The sequence below is a fragment of the Peribacillus sp. TH27 genome, assembly GCF_016650915.1.
Taxonomy (GTDB): domain Bacteria; phylum Bacillota; class Bacilli; order Bacillales; family DSM-1321; genus Peribacillus; species Peribacillus butanolivorans.
In genome coordinates, this window is the sequence record NZ_JAEKEV010000002.1 from 1,985,833 (window position 1) to 2,007,490 (window position 21,658).

At 37.2% G+C, this 21,658-nt stretch carries 19 protein-coding genes; 3 read left to right on the forward strand and 16 right to left on the reverse strand.

The window, feature by feature from the left end; all coding sequences use genetic code 11:
* Positions 1-6 precede the first annotated feature (6 nt).
* The 3 genes from JFU24_RS11010 to JFU24_RS11020 form a co-directional block, all read right to left on the reverse strand.
* Positions 7-1,305, reverse strand: a complete 1,299-nt coding sequence (locus JFU24_RS11010) for an ArsB/NhaD family transporter (RefSeq protein WP_201249949.1) — start codon at positions 1,303-1,305, stop codon at positions 7-9.
* 18 nt (positions 1,306-1,323) lie between these two features.
* Positions 1,324-1,671, reverse strand: a complete 348-nt coding sequence (locus tag JFU24_RS11015; protein ID WP_201182281.1) for an ArsR/SmtB family transcription factor — start codon at positions 1,669-1,671, stop codon at positions 1,324-1,326.
* Between the two features lie 573 nt (positions 1,672-2,244).
* A complete protein-coding gene (locus JFU24_RS11020; protein ID WP_201249950.1) occupies positions 2,245-3,633 on the reverse strand; it encodes an aminotransferase-like domain-containing protein in 1,389 nt (462 codons plus the stop codon).
* A 115-nt stretch (positions 3,634-3,748) separates the two neighbouring features.
* Between JFU24_RS11020 and JFU24_RS11025 the strand changes: the two genes are divergently transcribed.
* The gene (locus tag JFU24_RS11025; RefSeq protein ID WP_201182284.1) at positions 3,749-4,528 is read left to right on the forward strand and encodes a PhzF family phenazine biosynthesis protein; all 780 of its coding nucleotides are present in this window, start codon (positions 3,749-3,751) and stop codon (positions 4,526-4,528) included.
* A gap of 620 nt (positions 4,529-5,148) precedes the next feature.
* Here JFU24_RS11025 and JFU24_RS11030 read toward each other — a convergent pair.
* Positions 5,149-5,337, reverse strand: a complete 189-nt coding sequence (locus tag JFU24_RS11030; protein ID WP_201182286.1) for a hypothetical protein — start codon at positions 5,335-5,337, stop codon at positions 5,149-5,151.
* A 1,193-nt stretch (positions 5,338-6,530) separates the two neighbouring features.
* Between JFU24_RS11030 and JFU24_RS11035 the strand changes: the two genes are divergently transcribed.
* The gene (locus JFU24_RS11035; RefSeq protein ID WP_201249951.1) at positions 6,531-6,857 is read left to right on the forward strand and encodes an antibiotic biosynthesis monooxygenase family protein; all 327 of its coding nucleotides are present in this window, start codon (positions 6,531-6,533) and stop codon (positions 6,855-6,857) included.
* A 267-nt stretch (positions 6,858-7,124) separates the two neighbouring features.
* Here JFU24_RS11035 and JFU24_RS11040 read toward each other — a convergent pair whose 3' ends face one another.
* The 9 genes from JFU24_RS11040 to JFU24_RS11080 form a co-directional block, all read right to left on the reverse strand.
* Positions 7,125-8,540: a SpoVR family protein gene (locus JFU24_RS11040; protein WP_201182288.1), complete on the reverse strand. Its 1,416-nt coding sequence runs from the start codon at positions 8,538-8,540 to the stop codon at positions 7,125-7,127.
* A gap of 212 nt (positions 8,541-8,752) precedes the next feature.
* Positions 8,753-9,832: a YkvI family membrane protein gene (locus JFU24_RS11045; RefSeq protein ID WP_201249952.1), complete on the reverse strand. Its 1,080-nt coding sequence runs from the start codon at positions 9,830-9,832 to the stop codon at positions 8,753-8,755.
* Positions 9,833-10,001: 169 nt separating this feature from the next.
* The gene (gene menC / locus JFU24_RS11050) at positions 10,002-11,111 is read right to left on the reverse strand and encodes an o-succinylbenzoate synthase (RefSeq protein WP_201221902.1); all 1,110 of its coding nucleotides are present in this window, start codon (positions 11,109-11,111) and stop codon (positions 10,002-10,004) included.
* A 13-nt stretch (positions 11,112-11,124) separates the two neighbouring features.
* The gene (locus JFU24_RS11055) at positions 11,125-11,919 is read right to left on the reverse strand and encodes a GNAT family N-acetyltransferase (protein WP_201221904.1); all 795 of its coding nucleotides are present in this window, start codon (positions 11,917-11,919) and stop codon (positions 11,125-11,127) included.
* Positions 11,909-13,066 carry a M20 peptidase aminoacylase family protein gene (locus tag JFU24_RS11060; RefSeq protein ID WP_180320452.1) on the reverse strand — a complete coding sequence of 386 codons (1,158 nt, stop codon included), beginning with the start codon at positions 13,064-13,066 and terminating at the stop codon, positions 11,909-11,911. The genes JFU24_RS11055 and JFU24_RS11060 overlap by 11 nt, the downstream gene beginning before the upstream one ends.
* Positions 13,067-13,087: 21 nt before the next feature.
* Positions 13,088-13,930, reverse strand: coding sequence for a MurR/RpiR family transcriptional regulator (locus JFU24_RS11065; RefSeq protein WP_201249953.1), 843 nt, complete (start codon positions 13,928-13,930; stop codon positions 13,088-13,090).
* Between the two features lie 208 nt (positions 13,931-14,138).
* Positions 14,139-15,020: a radical SAM/SPASM domain-containing protein gene (locus JFU24_RS11070; RefSeq protein WP_053344729.1), complete on the reverse strand. Its 882-nt coding sequence runs from the start codon at positions 15,018-15,020 to the stop codon at positions 14,139-14,141.
* Positions 15,021-15,506: 486 nt separating this feature from the next.
* The gene (locus tag JFU24_RS11075; protein ID WP_201182296.1) at positions 15,507-15,827 is read right to left on the reverse strand and encodes a DUF3889 domain-containing protein; all 321 of its coding nucleotides are present in this window, start codon (positions 15,825-15,827) and stop codon (positions 15,507-15,509) included.
* Positions 15,828-15,875: 48 nt separating this feature from the next.
* Complete coding sequence (locus JFU24_RS11080; RefSeq protein WP_201221908.1) at positions 15,876-16,844, reverse strand: M14 family zinc carboxypeptidase; 969 nt, start codon at positions 16,842-16,844, stop codon at positions 15,876-15,878.
* A 128-nt stretch (positions 16,845-16,972) separates the two neighbouring features.
* On the opposite strand from JFU24_RS11080, the gene JFU24_RS11085 reads away from it, so the two are divergent.
* On the forward strand, positions 16,973-17,215 hold the full coding sequence (locus JFU24_RS11085; RefSeq protein WP_053344726.1) for a YhdB family protein: 243 nt from the start codon (positions 16,973-16,975) through the stop codon (positions 17,213-17,215).
* Between the two features lie 128 nt (positions 17,216-17,343).
* Here the strand turns inward: JFU24_RS11085 and JFU24_RS11090 are convergent, their stop codons facing one another.
* From JFU24_RS11090 to JFU24_RS11100, 3 genes are all read right to left on the reverse strand, one after another.
* Complete coding sequence (locus JFU24_RS11090; protein ID WP_053344725.1) at positions 17,344-17,871, reverse strand: NADPH-dependent FMN reductase; 528 nt, start codon at positions 17,869-17,871, stop codon at positions 17,344-17,346.
* A gap of 201 nt (positions 17,872-18,072) precedes the next feature.
* Entirely contained in the window at positions 18,073-19,803 is a 1,731-nt protein-coding gene (locus tag JFU24_RS11095) for a phospho-sugar mutase (protein ID WP_201221910.1), read from the reverse strand.
* Between the two features lie 156 nt (positions 19,804-19,959).
* Entirely contained in the window at positions 19,960-21,507 is a 1,548-nt protein-coding gene (locus JFU24_RS11100) for a bifunctional GNAT family N-acetyltransferase/carbon-nitrogen hydrolase family protein (RefSeq protein ID WP_053344722.1), read from the reverse strand.
* Positions 21,508-21,658 lie beyond the last annotated feature (151 nt).

The following is a 21,658-nucleotide window of genomic DNA, read 5'->3' on the forward strand; positions in this document are numbered from 1 at the left end:
AAGTGTTTAATGAATAATGAGCAACCATATATATAAGCCAACTAATGTGATGAACAATGTTGGAATGGTTAAGATGATTCCCGTTTTAAAGTAGGTTCCCCATGAGATTTTCACGCCTTTTAATGAAAGGACATGTAGCCACAATAATGTAGCCAAAGAACCAATCGGTGTAATTTTCGGGCCCAAGTCCGAACCTATGACATTTGCATAAATAAGGGCCTCCCTAATCACTACTGTTGTATTGGTGTCGGAAATGGCAAGGGCATCAATCATCACAGTTGGCATGTTATTCATAAACGATGAGAGAATGGCGGCAATGAAGCCCATCCCAATCGTTGCTGAAAATAGCCCTTGATCGGCGGTAACTTGGATTAAATCCGTTAATACATTTGTTAATCCAACATTTCGTAGGCTGTAAACCACTACATACATGCCAATTGAGAAAAACACGATTGCCCATGGCGCGCCTTTAATAACGGTTTTCGTGTTGACCACTGGGCTCCTTCTAGCCATCATTAGAAAGAAAATAGCAACAATACCTGCAATAATGGATACAGGTACCCTAATAAATTCACTTGAAAAATAACCAATAAGTAAAATTCCTAGTACTATCCAAGACAACCGAAACATTCTTTGGTCTTTAATGGCTTCCACTGGTTTTTTAAGTTGTGATACATCATAATTTTTCGGAATGCTTTTACGGAAAAATAGATATAAAACCAAGATACTTGCTACAAGTGCAAAAAGATCTGGTACAATCATTCTTGATGCAAACTCGGCAAAACTGATATTGAAGAAATCTGCGGACACAATGTTTACAAGATTACTTACCACTAAAGGTAGTGAGGTTGTATCGGCAATAAAACCACTAGCTATGATAAATGGAAAAATCATTTTATCACTAAACTTTAAGGCACGAACCATTGCTAATACAATCGGTGTAAGAATAAGAGCTGCTCCGTCATTTGCAAAAAAAGCAGCCACAAGAGCACCCAGGACACTTACATAGACAAACATCCTTACTCCATTTCCCTTGGCCGCTCTAGCCATATGTAAAGCCGCCCATTCAAAAAAGCCTATCTCATCTAAAATAAGGGAGATAATAATAATGGCGATGAAGGCGAGCGTTGCGTTCCAGACAATTGATGTCACGTCTATGACATCTGTAAAATCCACCACACCCACAAGTAAAGCTAATACCGCTCCGCCACAAGCTGACCATCCAATCGACAATCCCTTTGGCTGCCAGATGACAAGTACGAGCGTTAATAAAAAGATGATAATTGCCAAAATAACTGAACCCACTGAAGTAGTACCTCCTAGTTAGTCACAACAAATTCGTTTTCCTTGTGCTGTTAATTCTTCTACTTTAAATGCTTGACTTGGCAAGTCCTTGATAACGGTTTGAATAAATGAGTAATACGAAGATGTTTGGTTTAACGAGTAAAATATCCATTGTCCTCTTCTCGCTTCATTCACAATTCCGCTATCTTTCAACTTACGTAAATGTTGGCTGATAGCTGGCTGGCTCATATCGAACAAGTCCACAAATTCACAGACACAACATTCATGCTCAGACATGATTTTAACCATGGTCAAACGTGTTTTATCACCTAGAAGTTTAAGAATGCTCGCAGCAATTTCTATATCCGCAGCTTCATTCGTTTGCATTTTACCCCTCCTCAACTAATTGTTAAATAATTATATACTTATATCTTAAAAACGATAAACTTCTACCGTCTCATTTCCTGATCATTATATAAGCATATTCTTATATATTCAAGTGAAAACTATATATCTTAAAATTTTTTACTTTAATCTTCTTGAAAGACCAGCCTGGTTTCAGATTGGTCTTCTGCTTTTATTCGCTACAAGAATTTTTTTAATTTCCAATTTCGCTAGAACAGGACTGCCACAGCACTCACAACTATTTCATCGATATCACCGATCGTGAATTCTTCTTCGTTTAGTTTTCTCACAAAAGTTATTTTATCGTTTGTTGGTTAAACTCCGTTAATATGAAATGGAGTTAGAATATTTATTCGCCCAGATTCCAATAATTGCTGAATTCTAATACCTAATAGAGTTGTATGGTGGGTTAGAAAACGACTGCTTGCCGGCTCGTGGAGCCCTTAAGCTTCAAATTCGGTAATTTGTCCTTTTTCTGTCATTCGAGATGATATTTAACCACTTCTAACGTGAGCCAAAACACCGCAAGTCAGTTCCTTTAAAATACATCATTTTTCATTCGATATTTAGTAAGAAATTCTTAAGTATGCAAAGCCCTTTCTCTAATTCATCAGAATCCTTGGCCGATGTCAGCGAAATACGAATAAACTGATCGGATTTATCATTTTTGACCAAAAAACGATGGGAATGATAAACATGAATACCATGTTCCAAAGCGTTCTGTTCAAACTGTTTCAGCTGATACTTTTGGCGCAACGGAAGCCAACGAAAGAAACTCAACGGGTTTTCGTTAGAATTTTCTTTTTGAAAATATTTTTGATAGAGAAGATTACGTTCTTTTGCAATTTCTTTCTTTTGCGAAATAATCTTCTCTGCACTGCCAGTATTGATCAACTCAGTTATAACTTCTGCATTTAATGAGGAGGTTTTTATATTGATATTGAAAATTCCGTGCGTGATTTTTTCGGCAAACTGATTAGCGTAGGCCAAAAATCCAACTCGCATTCCGGAGCTTAGTGATTTAGAGATACTTAAACTATAAACAAACCGTTCCGGTACAAAATGTGAAATCGGTAAATAGCCTTGCGGTGCGAGGAAAGAAAATATGTCATCTTCCATTAGTATAAGGTTGTGTTTATTTATGACCTTTGCTATATCTTTTCTTCGATTCATATCCATAATGATAGCAGTCGGATTATTACAGGAAGGAATTAAATAGATCCCCTGCAAATGATTAGCCCTGCATATGGCGTCTAACCGTTCTGGTAACATTCCAAAGGTATCTCCTTCTACTGGAACTAAATGAATATTAAGCATATTCGCCAATTCTATAAAATTAGGATAAGTATACGTATCCACCGCAATTTTATCCCCGGGATTGAACAGGGACATTAAAATCAGTGTAAGGGAATTTTGCCCCCCTGAAGTTATCGCGATATTTTCAACAGATATATCCATGTTAAAACGCTCCATCCACTTTTTGGCTGCCATTCTATGATAAGGCATGCCTAATGGGTGTCTGTAATCCAATAATTTTTTCAAATAATTTTTAGTGACAATTCTTTTAATCGTTTCTGCTACTAATGCATTTGAGCAATCAAGTGGTTCTATAATACCCATCTCTATGAAACTCTTATTCTCTTCGCTATCTGCCATGAAAATAGCATTTCCCACATTAGGAGCGACAAAGGTTCCACTTCCGGTAACAGCGTAAATTAATCCTTTAACTTCACATATTTTAAAAGCTCTGGTTACTGTACTAAGATTAATATCAAGATAATCTGCTAGTTCTCTTTGAGGCGGAAGTTTGGTATTAGGTGATAGGTAGCCATTGAGAATATCATATTCTAATAAGCTTGCAATGGATCTATATATTGGAGAAGCAAGCTGTTTCTTATCTGGTTTCCACGTCATGGGGTAATTTTCAAATGAATTTACAGGCATATTGAGCCTCCAGATAATTGTATTGCATACAATAATATCATTGAAAGCATACAATTACGATGATAAAGTAATTTTGTAAATATGAGTTTTAGATAAAGACAAGGAGGTTATTAGAATGAAATATTACGTGGTAGACGCGTTTGCTGAAAAAGTGTTTGAAGGAAATCCTGCTGGTGTCTGCATCATGGAAGAATGGTTGTCGGATGATACTATGCAGAAAATCGCTACTGAAAACAACCTTTCTGAAACAGCATTTGCTGTGAAAGAGGGTGAAAGCTACAGATTAAGATGGTTTACGCCGGCAGACGAAATTGAACTCTGTGGCCACGCTACTTTGGCAACGGCTTATGTAATTGCCAACTATTACGAAAATAATGTGGAGGAAATCAAGTTTCAAACAATGAGTGGTGAACTTGTTGTATTAAAAAAAGATGAACTTTACGAAATGGATTTTCCAAGCAGGATGCCAGAAGAATTTCCTCTAACAGATCAAATAGTCGAAGCTCTTGGTGTTAAGCCTATAGAAACCTATCTGGGCAGAGATTTGATGTTAGTATTGGAAAAGGAAGAGGATGTTCAAAATGCCTCCCCTGACTTTTCTAAGCTAGAAAAATTGCCGGATGGTTTGGGCGTTTCAATCACGGCGAAAAGTAATAAATACGATTTTGTTTCTAGATCCTTTTTCCCGAATCTCAAGGTGAATGAAGACCCTGTTTGTGGTTCTGCACATTGTAATTTCATTCCTTACTGGGCAAAACGTCTTGGTAAGAATGAAATGGTAGCAAGACAGCTTTCCAAACGCGGAGGAACATTATACTGCAAATCTTCGGGAGATAGAGTGAAAATCAGTGGGTCCGCAGTTTTATACGCTATTGCTGATCTACAGATACGTTGAGAAATGAGGTTAACTTTTTAATAGAAATGGAACGAAAAATCGAAGAATCCGATAGCTGGGCTATTTTAACTGTTTTACTTTGGGGATTATTCGTTTTTGACCAGTTATTTAGTTTGCTAGGTTTCATAATGTCAATTTCCATATTTTACCTCCAACACTAAGCCGACCACTATAACAAATATTGTGGTTGGTAATCCTCTTAGTAGATTTCATTAGTTCAGTTATTCCTTTACATAGAATGGTTAGTTGATTATTAAATTTTGTAGTGCTAGCTGGAACAATCATTTTTCTCAATTAGCTACTGTAAAAGCCTATATCCCTTTTACTTTATCTCTTCTGAGTGAATTACCCCTCTTTTTCCAATGTCTCATTGCAGAAGTATTTACTTCAGCAAGCTAATTTTCTCTTTTTTGGTGTGAAAAAACAGTAAATGAAATCTAAGGTTAGCGCATTGGACATTGTTGTCCAGCAACCATTTCCCACAGCTCGATCATGTCATAAAAAACGCAGCTTACACCCCCCCATCGACTTCCTGTGTCCGTAGAACTCATCATATATTCTAGCGAGGGTTCGACTAATAAGCGATCGAGGAGTGTTTTTATCGGACTAAAACCCCATATCTAGTTTCTCTTAACCAATTTCTCTATTAACCGACCAACAGGTATTGAAAAGAAGTCCAATGCTCTGTAAAAAAGACCACGAACGCATATGATTACGAAACCGATTAGCCCTGCTATCAGAGTAACGGTTATTAATTCGATTAAGTTGCCCGATGATTCTTGAAACATTTTCAACATCCATTCTTTCATCCCAAAGTCCCCCTATTTTACTTTCGATTCACAAATGAATAGCGAACTGTACGGAAGCATTAACAGATTGCTTTTAAACACCGTTGCAATAATAGTCAACGTTAGTTTTATTCTTTTCGAATAACTTAGTTAAACGGGTAATATCATCCCACTTGGCACGCACATATACATCTTTTGTTATCCATAAGTGTATGTATCTCCTCTAGCTTTCCATCCAGTATTAATGAATATCGGGCGGGCTACTCTCGGCATAGCATTGCGCCAAGATCCGTACATATAGCAAGGAAGCCCCCGCACTTGCATTTGCTGTTGTATAGCGATTCTCTAAACGTTTTAATCAATCATTCATATGATTTTTGAAAACGTCTGGGAACTACTTTTACGAGCTGCTAACGTTAATCAGCCCCATAGTTTATATATTTCGTTGCTGTATTGTAGAGTATGTTCTGATTATTCTTTAGATTAAAATCTTTACATCAGTGTTTCAAAATCAGGCTTACATTGTTGATGATTTCACCGTCCAGTATTGTTCCAAATGGAATATTTACATGGATTAATATGAAATTTAGTTGTGACCTCGAGCTCACTTATGAAATCATCGTCCTCGAAGGATATACTCTGTTTTGTTGCAATTAACATTGGAGAAATAAACAAAGTTACTACATCTAGTCCATCTTATCACTTCAAGCTCATTGATTTTATGGTAAATGTTGTTAATTTTTCCGGAACACTATTTTATATAAAAAGAAAAACACGGAAGAGTTATTCGCCCGTGAATTCCGTCCCCCCCATGTTTGGTTGTATGAATAGCCGTTGAAGTAAATTTCCAAATCGTGAAACATTCGGTAATAATTACAACTCCACTCGTAATGTTGTTTACCGTCCTTTGTGAAACGCCTTCTTTGTTACTATTTATTCAACAATAAAGAAGATCTATTCTTAACTATCACCAGGGGTTAACATAGTAATTTGTTCTTCACACATTAAAGAGCCTTGATGGTTTCTGCTAAAGGGGGTACCATGTTGTTCATATTTCGTAGAGATCATCTGGGGGAATAGTACATTCATTAGTTGTGGCAGCCTTTTTCTTATGCCACAAACAGGGCAGGTTAATTAAACAAAAATACCAGAAATTATGTTAAAATTCAGAAGATATAAATGTCTCAATATTCAATTTATTAGGAGGACAAGAAATGAGTGGGATTGCAAAAACTCTTCAACCACCGTATTATGCAGTGATCTTTTCTTCACAGCGAACGGAAGGTGACAATGGTTATGGAAAAATGTCAGACAAAATGGAAGAGTTAGCTTCTCAACAGCAGGGTTTCTTAGGCGTGGAAAGTGCTCGAGATGAGGGGCTAGGAATCACTGTGTCATACTGGGAATCTCTAGATGCAATAAAGAATTGGAAGGAACATTCAGCACATAAAGCTGCACAAGACAAAGGTAAAACAGAATGTTATAAAAATTTCGCAGCTAGAGTTTGTAAAGTGGAGCGAGATAACCTTTTCGAAATGTAATGATAAATAAATATTGTACATCTTCAGTTAACGGGGACTTTACCTCAATTAAGGAGGTTGCTGCGGCAACCTTTTCTTATTCAACAAAAAAGGAAGAATCGCCTTACAAATAACGTCTTTTTTTGCTTTGAATCATTAAGAAAAAAATCAGCAGGATAATTAAGTAACTTGGACACAGAGAAATCAAGTCACTTCATCAGTGTGGAAAGTATTGAATTTTGAAACTAAACCAAAAAAACTGCCGATTACTCAGCAGTTCATTCTTCCTTATAAATACTTCCGATGAATACTTTTTCCATCATAGGAAAACAGGACTTCTTTTCCTTCCATGACCGATTCCATATGCACGGAACGTCCCCAGAGCTGATGGATATACGGCATGACTTTTTCAAGATATTTCAGGTCCAATTCAATACCCTCGTACCAATGTTTTAAGTAAAGTTCACCATTCCGCATGTAGTCGCCGTCATTTACTGTGATATATGGGAATCCTCCGTTCACTCTCATACTGACGAGCTGATCGCGAACTTGCTCCCACGCTTTGTCGACAATTTTATAATCCTTGCCCTGCTTCTGGAATAAATACATATCCTCCCGCATAACCAGGTCTTTCGTCAAATAATTGCGCAGAAAGGATATATCCGATTCAATTTCCCTGACTTCGAACATCTTTTCCCTACCGGATCCAGGCTTAACGCCAAGTCTTATCATTTCTTCGGTTGGATTATCATAGCGTTCTTCAATATCTTCAAGCACCTTCAGCCCAAGGTAATAAGGGTTAATGCTGGTTCGTGATGGTTGAACAACACCTGCATTCAATTTGGCAAATTCAATTGCTTCACCTGAAGATAAATCCAATTCACGGATAATGCGCTGATGCCAGTAGGATGCCCAGCCTTCGTTCATGATTTTCGTTTCGAGCTGTGGCCAGAAATACAGCATCTCTTCCCTAATCATTGTCATGATATCCCGCTGCCAATCTGCTAAATCCCTACTGTACTGCTCAATGAAAAGCATAATATCCTTCTCAGGCCTCGGAGGAAATTTTTTCCGACCTTTCACGTTAGATTTCTTTGGCTTATCCTTATTATCAAGGTTCCATAAATCATCGTATTGAGTCGCTGCAGGCTTTATTTCCTCTTCTTCTTCCTCATCCTCCATCGTCCAGGCAAGCTTTGGTCTCATAAGTGACGGATCGATATGTTCTTCGATAGCCAAAAGAGCATCGAGGAATGTTTCTACTTCCTTTTTGCCATGCAGAATTTCATATTCTCGAATTCTTTCTGCCGTGGCCGACATACTTTCTACCATATCTCTCTTTGTGTTATTGAAACGAACATTATTTTTAAAGAAATCACAATGCGCCAAAACGTGGGCAACAATCAATTTATTTTGCACAAGTGAATTGGAGTCAAGAAGAAAAGCATAACAAGGATTAGAGTTAATAACCAGTTCATAAATCTTACTTAATCCAAAATCATACTGTAGCTTCATTTTATGAAACTGCTTTCCAAAACTCCAATGAGAATAACGAGTTGGCATCCCATATGCACCAAATGTATAAATAATTTCTGAAGGACAAATTTCATAACGCATCGGGTAAAAATCCAACCCGAACCCAGTTGCTATTTCTGTAATCTCACTAATGGCATATTCCAGAGCCTTTTGCTCCGCTTCATTCATCCGATATCCCCCTTGTCTTCCGCCTTTATCCTAATGTATGAAAAAAAGGCGGAAAAATGCCGTAATCACGTTTAAAGGTTCATCGTTAATAGAAAAAAACATCTCCATAAAGCGAAGATGTTAGGAATATATTTAGAAATAAACTCTTTTTTCATTATCAATGTTATTTAATTCAGGGAACGATATTGTAATCAGTTAAATCCCCTTCACTTTTAATACTTCACGAAGTCTGCATTTACTGCTCTTTTTTTCGATTTTGAGCGAACCCAAGAAACAATAAGCGCTGCTATAATTACAAAACCTAAATATCCTGTAACTGGGTATACGGTTCCTACCAATTTAATGAATCCTACGAAACTAGCAAGGAAAGCCAGTATCCCTACAACAATTACTGAAATTTTGAAGATTTTTGTTTCGGATGGAACAAATCTAGCAGTAAAAGCATAAAGCATTCCAACTGAAGTGTTGTAAATCATCCCCAAAAGTACAATTGATAGTATATAACCCAACCATGGAGAAATTTGATTGGCTAATATTAGAGTGGGCATTCCTGCACCTTCAATGCCTTTTAAATCAGATATCATTCCCATATTGATCAAGAATAATAATATTCCTAAACCGATTCCACCTAAAATACCGCCCATACCTGCCTCTTTCTTATTCTTAAACGTACCACCCATTACGGCTAACATTGCAATTCCAGCAGCCATATTATAGGAAACATACAGTAATGTACCCATAATCCAATTTCCAGTTGCTGCTGTTTCTTTACTAGAGGAAGAAATGATCTCATTAAAACTAAGATCAGATGTAAAGAATGAGTAACCCGAAATAATAATCATGATGATAAATAAAAACGGTGTGACTGCACTAATGATAGACATAATTTTATTCACATTAAGTAAGAGAGTTCCAATGGTAAGTACTGTCATCACTACAGCTCCTACTACACTTGGAATGCCAAATTGTTCTTCAAAAATAGTGCCAGAACCTGCAATCATAATGACAGTTACACCAAATAAGAAAAACGTGATCATAACATCAACCACTCTACCTAAATAACGACCACAAATATGATCGATTATACTTTTATGAGAGCGTGTTTGAAGGGCACAGCCCAACTGTGTAACCTGCATACCTAGAAAAGCAAATAATACAGTTGCTACTATAATTCCCAATACACTGTAGATTCCAAAGCTCGTAAAGAATTGCAATACTTCTTGTCCTGAAGCAAATCCTGCTCCGATGATAATTCCAATATATGCACCTGCAAGATTTACACTGTTTTTCATATGAATTCCACCTTAATTAAATGATTATTCTGACAATTTAGTGTACACGAAACATTTCCCCATTCAATTCTACCCGTTTTTTTCATTAATAACTTTCCAGCTTCAGCGTTTTTACGATAAGGTTATTCACATCGCTCGCGAAGCTGGAATACTAAAACTGCTTAATTACTCATTTGGTATATCTTTTACTATAAGAAGTAAATTCATCGACAGTTGCGTAATCGACTTTAAAGCCAATACCAGCCGTCTTTGGAACAATAATGACTCCATCTTCCACTGTAACCTCGGGTTGAATGATGTCTTTATGCCAATAATTTGCCGATGCTGCCGTATCACCAGGCATTGTGAAATTATCAAGTGTTGTTAATGCGATATTATGGGCACGTCCGATACCTGATTCCAACATGCCTCCACACCAAACCGGTACATTTCGTTCTTTACATAAATCATGAATTTTCTTTGCTTCCGTTAAGCCGCCTACTCTTCCGATTTTAATATTGATGATTTTGCAACTTCCCAACTCAAGAGCTTTTCGTGCATCTTCTACGGAGTGTATGCTTTCATCCAAGCAAATCGGTGTTTTGATTTGCGCTTGTAATGTCGCATGATCCACAATATCATCAGATGACAAAGGCTGCTCGATCATCATTAAATCAAATTGATCGAGTTGTTTCAGTAACTCGATATCTTTCAAACGATAGGCAGAGTTTGCATCTGCCATAATCGGTACATTAGGATATTGCTTGCGTACTTCCCTGATTACATCTACATCCCAACCTGGTTGAATTTTGATTTTGATTCTTTTATAACCATCTTTCAAGCCGTTTTCAATTTTCTTAAGTAAATCAGCTACTGTTTCTTGTATTCCTATACTTATGCCTACATCAATTTTATCCAGTTCTCCGCCTAAAGCTGTACTTAATGGGATATTCTTTTCTTTTGCGTATAAATCCCAGATAGCTCCCTCGATTGCCGATTTTGCCATATTATTTTTACGAATATGTGAGAACATTTCCGATACCTCACTCGGATGTTCTAATTCTTTATCCAACACAAGCGGGATCAGGAAATCTTCCAGCATAATCCAATTAGTTTTAATTGTTTCTTCGTTATACCAAGGAGCTCCAAACGCGACTGATTCACCCCATCCTGAAAGTCCCTCTTCATTTTTCACTTCCACTAGGATAAACTCTTTATCTACAAATGTTCCAAAACTAGTTGTAAATGGAGCAGTCAAATCCATATTCAAATGACGTAAACGCACTTCTTTTATTTTCATCTCTATTCTCCTCTTATTCTGTTTTTTTTAATAAGTAGTTTTGGATGTTTTCACCTTGTTTTCGTTCAATTCCTACTACAACATACCCTTTGGAAAAAAGCGTTTGGAATAGTTCACTTGTTTTTACACGCCAATCAATTGCAAGGGAAAGATTTTCTTTTTTTATTTTTTGAATTTCCGTTGGAATGGGTATAGCCACGATTTCCGCAGTTGTTTCCAAACTATAATCTTCGATGAACGGAAAGCCTTGCTTATTCATTTCCGTCGTTACGATATGCGTCGCTTTATCAGTAAGTTGATCATCGCTCCCAGTTTCTTGCTCTAAATTCCATTCCACCATGAAACGATCAGTGGACAGTCCTTCATTAAGTTCGCCTTTAAGCTCCCCATAACAATCTTCCATATATGTACGGCAAACCGCTTTTAGTTTACCGATATTCAAGTTAGCATTCACACTTTCCAATGGATCATATGTCCAGGTAATTAAATGATAGCCTTTTTTAAGTGCTTCTTCTTTTTGTGCCAATTTAAGTAATCTACCGTATCCCTTCTTTTGATGTTCGGGATGGATAGCTAGCAAATGTGAGCAAAGAAAAACCTTTCCATCCTTAAATCCAGGGAAACTGTATTGAAAACCTACTAATTGATTATCGATGTAACCACCTAAAATAATGCCACCGTTTTTGACTGCTGTAAGCGTTTGATGGGTAGGGACACAATCCATGCCCCATACGAGAATTTCAAGTTGCTGCACTTCTTGTAAATCTTCTAGAGTAGATAAAGATTTAATGATTAATTCATTTGTCATATCGTCGTTCCCCCTCACCATATTTTTCAAAAGTAAGAATGATCGCTTTCGTTAGAATTTCAATTCCGGATAGCAAAGCTTCTTTATTGAATGTCATATTCGGATGATGTAGACCTGGTGTCAAATCACAGCCTAACCCAAGCATCGTCGCTTTGATTTCTGGTTTTTTTAATGTATAAAAATGAAAATCTTCTCCTCCAGTTGTAATAACTGGAGCTACTAAATTTTCTTTCCCTAGAGTATCTGCAATAGCTTCAGCCATTATTTCTTGAGCTTGGTTGTTCACAATTGCAGCAGCTACATTAGCTCCCGACTCCAGATTAATTTCAACTCCATTTGCGACGGCCAAAGCTTCTGCAACTTTTTCCACTCTTTTGGTAAGGTCTTTCATTACTTCATTATCCTGAGCTCTTAAATCCAATGAAAATGTAGCTTTCCCTGGAATGATATTGGAACTTTCGCCACCTGCAAAAAACTGTGTCATTTTTGCTGAAAAAGGTATGGATGGATTGAGATGGATATTGTTTAACAATGTAACGAATGATGCTCCTATTTCAATAGCATTTTGCCCCTGGTGCGGTCTAGCTCCATGTGCATCTGTCCCTACTATTTCTCCTTTAATAAACTGTGCAGCTCCATGAACAATTGCTGGTGCCGCCTGTCCATCTTTCACTTCCTCCGCTGGTCTTAAGTGCACACCATAAAGAAAATCAACATCATCCACTACTTTTTCGTCAATCATCTTTAATGCACCCGTACCTTTTTCTTCAGCAGGTTGAAAAATGAATTTCAGTTTTCCTTTGGGTTGAAAGTTCATTTCCTTCAATACCAGGAAAACTCCAAGAGCCAAAGTCATATGCCCATCGTGTCCACAGGAATGATTGGCCTGAAACGACCCATGCACTTCTTGCCAAAGTGCATCAATATCTGATCGTAATCCGACAGTGAAACTTCCATTCCCGATTTCTCCAATTACGCCCGTACAATCTTTAAATTTTTTCACAGAGCACTGATTTTCTTTTAAAACATTCGAAATGAATGCTGTAGTATTCACTTCATTCCAACTTGTTTCAGGATGAGAGTGTAAATGGTCAAATATTTCGATAATACGAGGTCTTAATTTTTCAATTGATTGTGTTATATCCATTTCTTTCTCCCCTTTTTTCTGTTAAAAGAAAAAATCATCATCTTGATTGAACGCATCATACATAGCCTTTCTTTCTTTAAATCCCTGCGCGTCTTTAATCGATACACCTGCTACTAAACTATTTAATAATGAGAATAGAACAGGTGCAGTATCGATAGTGGAGGTTCTAGGTGCTGAAATGGGCAATAAAACGTCCGTAAACTCCGCAATTGGAGCCAATTCAGAATCGGTAACTCCGATTACAAATGCACCCGCTTGTTTTGCCATTTCCGTAATTTTCACAGTTTCTTTCACATAACGATGAAATGAGATTGCTACAAAAACAGAATTTTCAGTTATTTTGTTTAGTTGTAAAAAAATATCATCTGTATCCGGTCTATATAAATGGACTTCTTCCCTTACAAGTCTAAGCGTAAAAGTTAACCAATGCGCCGCTGAAAATGATAAACGATGTCCGGAAATTAATACTTGGTCGGCTGCCGCCAATTTATCGACTGATTTTGTAAAATCATCATTTGATAGATTTTTTATTGTTTTTTCGATACTGACGATATCTTTCTGCATTACTTGTGCCATGAAGTTTGGCTGATTCGCAACTTCTAGTTTAGAAGAATGATATTCATTCAGGCTACTCTCGAATATTAATTGATTACGAATAAGTTTTTGAAGTTCCGCAAATCCACTTAACCCTAAAGAATAACAAAAGCGAATGATCGTTGTTTCACTCACCCCTATATCCTTCCCTAACTTTTGAGCTGAGCTGACTGCAAATGTATGTGAATGAACTAACAAGTAATTTGCGACCTTTTTTTGGCCAGTAGATAATCCAGGGAATACCTCTTTAACTTTTTGCTGCAAATCCATAAAACCTTCCCCTTACAGACAAAATATGAATCCAAAACTTTTTTTATTACTATATGAAGTTTTCACTTCATTTATAATAGAGAATATTTTATCATGGGCATTTTAATAAAACAACAATATTCAGAATTTTTAATAAAAAAACCTAAATAAATATAAAACATTAGTCAAAAAAAAAACCACGAAGATTCTCCGTGGTTTTCATTACCTCTTATTTTTTATGACGCTTTGCATAGCCACATCGTTTGCATAGTTCTTCTACTGCACATCTTCTCGAAAAACCATCAAACATATTTTTAGCCCGTTCACCATTTATAATTTCTTCAAGAGATGATTCAAATATATTCCCCAGTGGAATTTTCCCTTCACTATCCAAACAGCAAGGAACAACTGTACCGTCCACTAAGATACCTAACTGGTCTCTTAGAGCATAACAGAAAATATTCTCATCGATAATGTCGCGGTCCAATTCTGGCCATTCAAATTTTTCAGCCATATTTATATAAACACGGTCCTTCAGTTTAATATTATTCTTATCCTGAAGAGCTTCACTTAATCGAATATCCAACGAAAGCTTCTCCTCCAACATACTGAGAATATCATCGTTTAGACCATTACTCGCCTTAAGCTCATCCGTATCCATATTCCATAATCGAATTGCGCAGATCATTTCACTTGTTTCGTTTGCCTCATTAATAAAGTCAGCAATATTACTCACATATGAGTCTAGACTATTACTCGTATCATTCGCTTCAAAGCTATGAAGTGAAATATTCACCTGACGAAGTGCTTTTTTGGAAAGCAGCTTTTCTTTAACCTTTTGAATCAAAGTACCATTCGTTGTTATATTCACTTTCAGATCATGTTCGGCACTAATATCCAAGAAAGTTCCTAAATCTTTATTTAAAAATGGTTCACCCATCAGGTGAAAATAAATATGATCGGTGTGTGGTTTGATTTTCTCAATAACATGAGTAAAACCATCCGGATCCATAAACTTCAGTGTCCTCTGCAAGCTAGAACTAGGACAAAAATTACATTTCAAGTTACATATATTCGTAATTTCTACATAAACTTTCTTAAACTTTCTCATTATAAAATACCCCTAAAGTCATGCTATATTGTCAATCTGATTCTAACTATACGTGTTAGCGGCTCATAAATGCAATGAAAAGTTAATTGTAGCGGTACAAAGGGTGAAATTAAAATCACAATTATGTAAACTTATTATATATTTGATTTCATTTACCAATTACCCTTTCATTCAAGGTTCCAAAAATCCCCTGATTGAGTCAATCATGGCTTAATTTCCTCATTTCACTTCCTCATCACCTATAGATCTTTTGTATTTTTTATAAAATCAACGGATAGATCTGATTTCATTTTCAGGCCATGATTCCACTAAGGTCATTTTCCAGATCCTTATGCTCTGCACTTTTATCCGATATTCCCTAGTCTTCTATCTTTTTCCTAATGTGGGAAGGCGGAAAAGTTCCGTGATTAATTGTTCAACGTTAATAGAAAAAACATCCTCAAAAACCGAAGATGTTAGGTAATACTAAAATATATTGGGGTAAATTTACTTTTCCTTCTGTTCTGTGACCTTTAAACTAAGTAATTTTTCATTGGTAAGATCATGTTGGACTGCCACAGTGACTTTGAATTTATTGCCTTTCTCCACGACTAAGAAACTAAAATCGTCTTCCACCTGATTTTCCCCTATTGTTTTTCTTCCCTTATATTCATAATCAGTAATCTCAACTTCAGGGTAATCGGCCTGTACGACGGCGATTGCAATCTTTCCGTATTTTTCGTAATCTGGTTTTTGGGCATGTGTTGATATGGAACCAAATTGTAAAATTACAAGAAGTCCTAAAATCATCATGATGACTTTTTTCAAAACCATTTCCTCCTCATACATCCTGTTAGTTTTATTATGTTAAATTGTTCATTTGTTATGCAGCTTGTTCGCTTCTTTTACAAGCATAATCCCAACTAACCGGTTCCGTTTCCATTCCTCAGGAAATACAGAAAATGGAGGATTGGTTTCATCCACCAAATAACTAAGTTCAATTGTCATTCCCGGGCGCTTGAACTCGGTTATGAACCAATCCGTAAATCCGCTGCCTACAGCCTCCTTTTCCGGAAAGGTCAGTTCATAACCTGTTAATTCTGCTGTTTTTTTCGCAATGCCATAATCCCTCGCCATATTCTCTCTCTTATTTTTATAATGCCAGAAAATTTCCCGGCCGGATGTATGATAGGACACCGCAATTGTGGGATCAACTTTCTTCGTAAAATCCGCAAGCGCTTTAACCTCTGTAGCTTCTAGCGGTTGTTCCCCTTTATAAAATTGATAAGTAGGTTTTTTTGCATCACTCATTACTTCTTCCCACCCAATCGGATATTGCCTGTTTAAATCAATCCCTTTTGCGTTGGCCTTCCACCGCGACCAATTCGTACTATATCGATTCATTCTCCAGACCCCTGCTTTTTCAAGGAAATTCAAATTTGATAAATCTCCTTGTTGAATGCTGACTCCATCAGGATTCAGCATCGGGATAAACCAGATGCTCACTTCATCCAATAAACCTGAAGGAAACCCGCCTATTGGTTTGCCCGCTTGATAGGCTGCTGCATAATCTTTTAGCATAGTCATCAACAGGATAGAGCTTAGCCATTCTCGCCCATGATGTGAGCCTACTAGTAAGATGGATTTTTTCCCTTTCCCTAACCTGACTGCTTTTATATATTTTCCTTTTTCCGTTTTTCCAATTTTTTGGACTTCGAATTTATACTGATTCTGAATTTCTTGTAGGTCCTTTTCCATTTGTCCAGGTGAATACACCTGTTCTGCGCGTGGTGCTTCAGGAAAAAAAAGAAGACCAATCAATACTATTAAGATTATCTTTCTCATGTTCTCACCTTTTATTTTTATTCAGGTAAAAAGCAACAACCGCGGCCCGTATACATCGCCACTTATTGTAAGTAAATGTTCTACCCAATCTGAACAAAATACAAATAGCTCCTAAGGAGGAGAACTACATGAAAATTGCGGATTATGATCAGGCTTTGTTTCACACACACCGCTCTGATTGGGACAGCCTGTTAGTATTAATGGTTCGTACGAAAGATCACTTTCTTTCGAAAAAAATAGAACATTTTTTACACGCCTATCGGTTTGAGCATGATTATCAAATTATTCAATCTCAACTGTATGCACTGCTTCGTTATTTGGATCATGCGGCAGAAAAGACAAGTGATTATTTAAGTGAACTCCCAAGCTAAAATCAACAATAGTTTTTGCAAAACGGGAAAATATATACAAGAAGAAGATTAATTTCATGGGGATTTAACTGTGGCGGGTGAAAACCTAAAAAAAAGGGTCAGGTATTTTTATACCTGACCCTCATCCATTATTTTTTCATTGTTGCATAAGCAGTTGCATACATTTTAAGTTCTTCAATTAAGGCCTCGACAAGTAACGCAGGCTCTTCAGTTAAACCGTCATTCTCATAATCGAAGCAATGCGGATCAAGCACTAATTGTTTTGAAATCACATTTGCATATAGGCTTCGGCCCACTGTTCTCATAGAATTTAACGCATTAATCCCACCTTTACCACCGCCTGATACAGCTAGTAAAGCAACTGGTTTGTGTGTAAATTGATCACTGCTTAGAAAATCCAATGCATTTTTCAAAGCGCCACTCATCGAACCATGATATTCAGGAGATGTCAAAATCACTCCATCCGCTTCTTCAATACTTTTACGAAAATCTTGAATTACATTCAATTGATATTGCTCGCCTTCACCTGAATATAAAGGAATCTCACTGTTACTTAAATCGATTAGTTCTGCTCCATATTGCTTGGAAATGAAGCGAGAGGCAATCCCTGTACGCCCTTGTTTACGTGGTGATCCATTAATGATGACTAATTTCATGTATAATACTCCTCCATTGTTTCTATTTGAATATTTCACCCATGTTACTCTCTTTTTCAGTATATCAAAACCAGCTAAAAATTTCCTTGAATTAGAGACATTTATTACACTAAACGTATTCCAACTTCATCTAAAAAACAACTTTTACGCAAAAAAACGAAGGACCTGAAGCCCTTCGTTTACATTTATCTGTTTATCACTTTAGACTAATGCTTCAATTTTACCCATAAAGTCTGCTATAACAGCTGATAATTTAGCTTCTGATTCCGCCATCGTCTTGCCTTGGACACCGAAATAAAATTTAATTTTCGGTTCTGTACCTGAAGGACGAAGGCATACCCATGTCCCATCTTTAAGGAAGTATTTCAATACGTTTGATTTCGGAAGCTCAATTAGCTCTTCACTATTTGAAGTTAGTGAATGCTTTTTGCTGCTCTGATAGTCTTCCTCGACGACTACTTGGATGCCTGCGATTTGCGTTGGCGGGTTCTGACGGAATTGATCCAATATTCCTTGAATCTGTTTCGCTCCTTCAATTCCTTTTAACGTTAATGAACGCAACCCTTCCAGATAGAAGCCATATTTTTCAAAGACGTTCAATAAACCTTCATAAAGAGTCAATCCCTGCTTTTTGTAATAAGCACAGACTTCGACAGCAAGCACTGCTGCTTGAATAGCATCTTTATCACGAGCAAAATCCTTAATTAAATATCCGTAGCTTTCTTCATACCCAAACAAAAAGCTGTGTTCGCCACTTTTATTATATTGATTTATTTTCTCAGCAATGAATTTAAATCCGGTAAGTACATCCATCGTCTTTAAGCCATAGGACTCTGCAATTGTCCGCCCGATTTCTGAAGTCACAATGGTTTTTAAGACAATTCCATTTTCAGGTATCGTACCTTTTTCTTTTTTCTGAGCTAGTAAATAATCTAGAAAAAGCGCACCTGTTTGATTTCCAGTCAGAACGACATATTTGCCCGATTTGTTCTTCACGGCAATACCAAGTCGGTCGGCATCTGGGTCTGTCGCAATCAATAGGTCCGCTTCGACTTTATTTCCAAGCTCGATGGCCAATTCAAATGCTGCAGGTTCCTCCGGATTTGGAGATTTGACCGTTGAAAAGTCTGGATCCGGTAATTCCTGTTCCTTAACGATATGGACGTTTTGATACCCTAAGCTCTGCAGGGCACGTCGGACTGATTTATTTGCCGTTCCATGAAGTGGAGTAAAGACTAGTGATACATCTATTTCCTCAGCAAGCTGTGGATTTTCAGGAACTGTGAGCAACTCTTTATTATAAGCTGCATCCAGTTCTTCCCCGATTATTTTAATAAGCCCTTGCTCTTTAAGATCTTTAGCTTCTTTAATTTGTAAATCAAGTTCACTTTCAATGGCATTCACGTAGCTAATCACTTGGTCAGCAGCTTCCGGAGGTAACTGTGCTCCATCTGATCCATAAACCTTGTAACCATTATATTCAGGTGGATTATGACTCGCTGTGATGACAATCCCAGCAAATGCATTTAGCTTGCGAACAGCAAATGACAATTCTGGAGTTGGGCGTAATTCATCGAATAAATAAGCCTTTACGCCAAATGTAGCCAAGGTTTTAGCTGCTTCGAGTGCAAATTCCGGAGACTTATGTCTTGAATCATAAGCAATGACAGCACCTCTCCCTTTTGCCTCTTCCCCGAACGTTGAAATATATTGAGCCAATCCAGCCGTAGCCTTTCTTACAGTGTAAATATTCATTCGGTTGGTTCCTGCTCCAATTTCTCCACGCATACCGCCTGTTCCAAATTCTAAATTCTTATAAAAGGCATCTTCGAGTTTAGCTTCATCCTGTTGCATTTCCTCAAGCAAGACACGTAATTCCCCATTTAAATTCTGATACCCTGCCCAAGTGGTGTATACTGATTTCCAGTCCATCTCTGACATCCCCTCTCAACGACCTTTTTTTAAAAACTTTTATGTATCTGTTTCTATAACAAAATTATCACATTTTTCCCAATAAATGAAGTAAAGGCTCGTAATAAAAAAAGCCACATCGAGCATGGCTTTTTCATCACGAGCTAGTTTAAATCTTTATTTTTCACCTTTTTGATAATGTAGTTTGTAAATATCATGGCGTCTATCTTTTAATTGTCTTACGGTACCCGATTGTCGCTCACGTCTTAATATCTCTAAATCAACATCGCCAATCAGAACCATCTCAAGATTCGGGCTCGTTTCCCCAACAATCCCGTCACGTGCAAATTCAAAATCCGACGGGGCGAAAATCCCTGATTGTGCATATTGGATATCCATATTTTCCGTTTGCGGCAGATTCCCGACAGTCCCAGAAATAACCGTATAAATTTGGTTTTCCACTGCACGGGCCTGAGCACAATAGCGAACACGCAGATAACCTTGTCGGTCTTCCGTACAAAATGGCGTAAAAATAATCTTAGCTCCCATATCAGTCGCAATCCGAGCAAGTTCCGGGAACTCAATATCATAACAAATTTGAATGGCGATCTTTCCACAGTCTGTATCAAAGACGCGTACACGGTCACCAGCATTGATGCCCCACCATTTTCTTTCATTCGGTGTAATATGAATTTTATATTGCTTTTCAATTGTCCCATCACGGCGGAATAAATAGGCTATATTATAGATATTATCGTCGTCTTCTTTAACGAAATGAGAACCGCCAATTATATTGACGTTATACCTTACAGCTAAAGTGGTAAACAATTCAATATACTGTTCCGTGAAATCTGACAGTTTCCGTACTGCCAAGCTTGGTGATCTTTCATTTAAGAAAGACATCAGCTGGGTCGTGAACAATTCCGGGAATACGGCGAAATCCGCATTAGCATCCGAAGCAACGTCGGTGAAATACTCGACTTGGTTAGCGAAGTCTTCGAATGAATCGATTTTACGCAGCATGTATTGCACGACGCAGATACGTACCGGTTCAGATGTTTTATAATAACGTTTTGTTTTCGGCTGATAATCAACGTTATTCCACTCCATGAGTGTAGCATATTTATTGGATTGCAAATCATCAGGCAAATAATTAGGATTTATCCTCATGAGCGTGAAGCCATTTAAAAGCTGGAACGATAGAACCGGATCATATATTTTATGTAATTGCACTTCTTTCACATATTCTCTTGGTAGCAATTCCTCCGCATGTTTATGGTAATTAGGAATCCTGCCGCCAATAATGATGCTTTTTAAGTTCAAATGGGCAACAAGTTCTTTTCTTGAATCATATAGTCTTTGACCAATTTTCATCCTGCGGAATTTAGGATGGACCATGACCTCGATTCCATATAAATTATAACCGTCCGGATTATGATTCGTGATGTATCCATTATCGGTTACATCATCCCATGTATGGCGATCATCATATTCGTCAAAATTAATAATGAGGCTAGAACATGATCCAATCACTTTACCATCATATTCAGCTACAAATTGTCCTTCTGGAAAAATTTCCAGATGACTTTCAAGCTGATCGCGCTTCCATGGATCCATTCCAGGAAAGCAACTAGATTGTAAAGCAATTATTTCATCAATGTCCCCTAGCCTCATGTTACGTATTTCCATTATTTTTTCATATTTATGCAGGTCCAAATTAGGCATTTTCCTCAAACTCCTTTAATCTCTTCCATAAGAATTATACCCCTTATTCAAAAATTAAAACAACTGAACCTTCTCCAGCCTATTCAATACTTCCTAGATAAAACATTACTTTTCTTCCTTTCGGAGGCATATAGATAACATCTCTATTTTT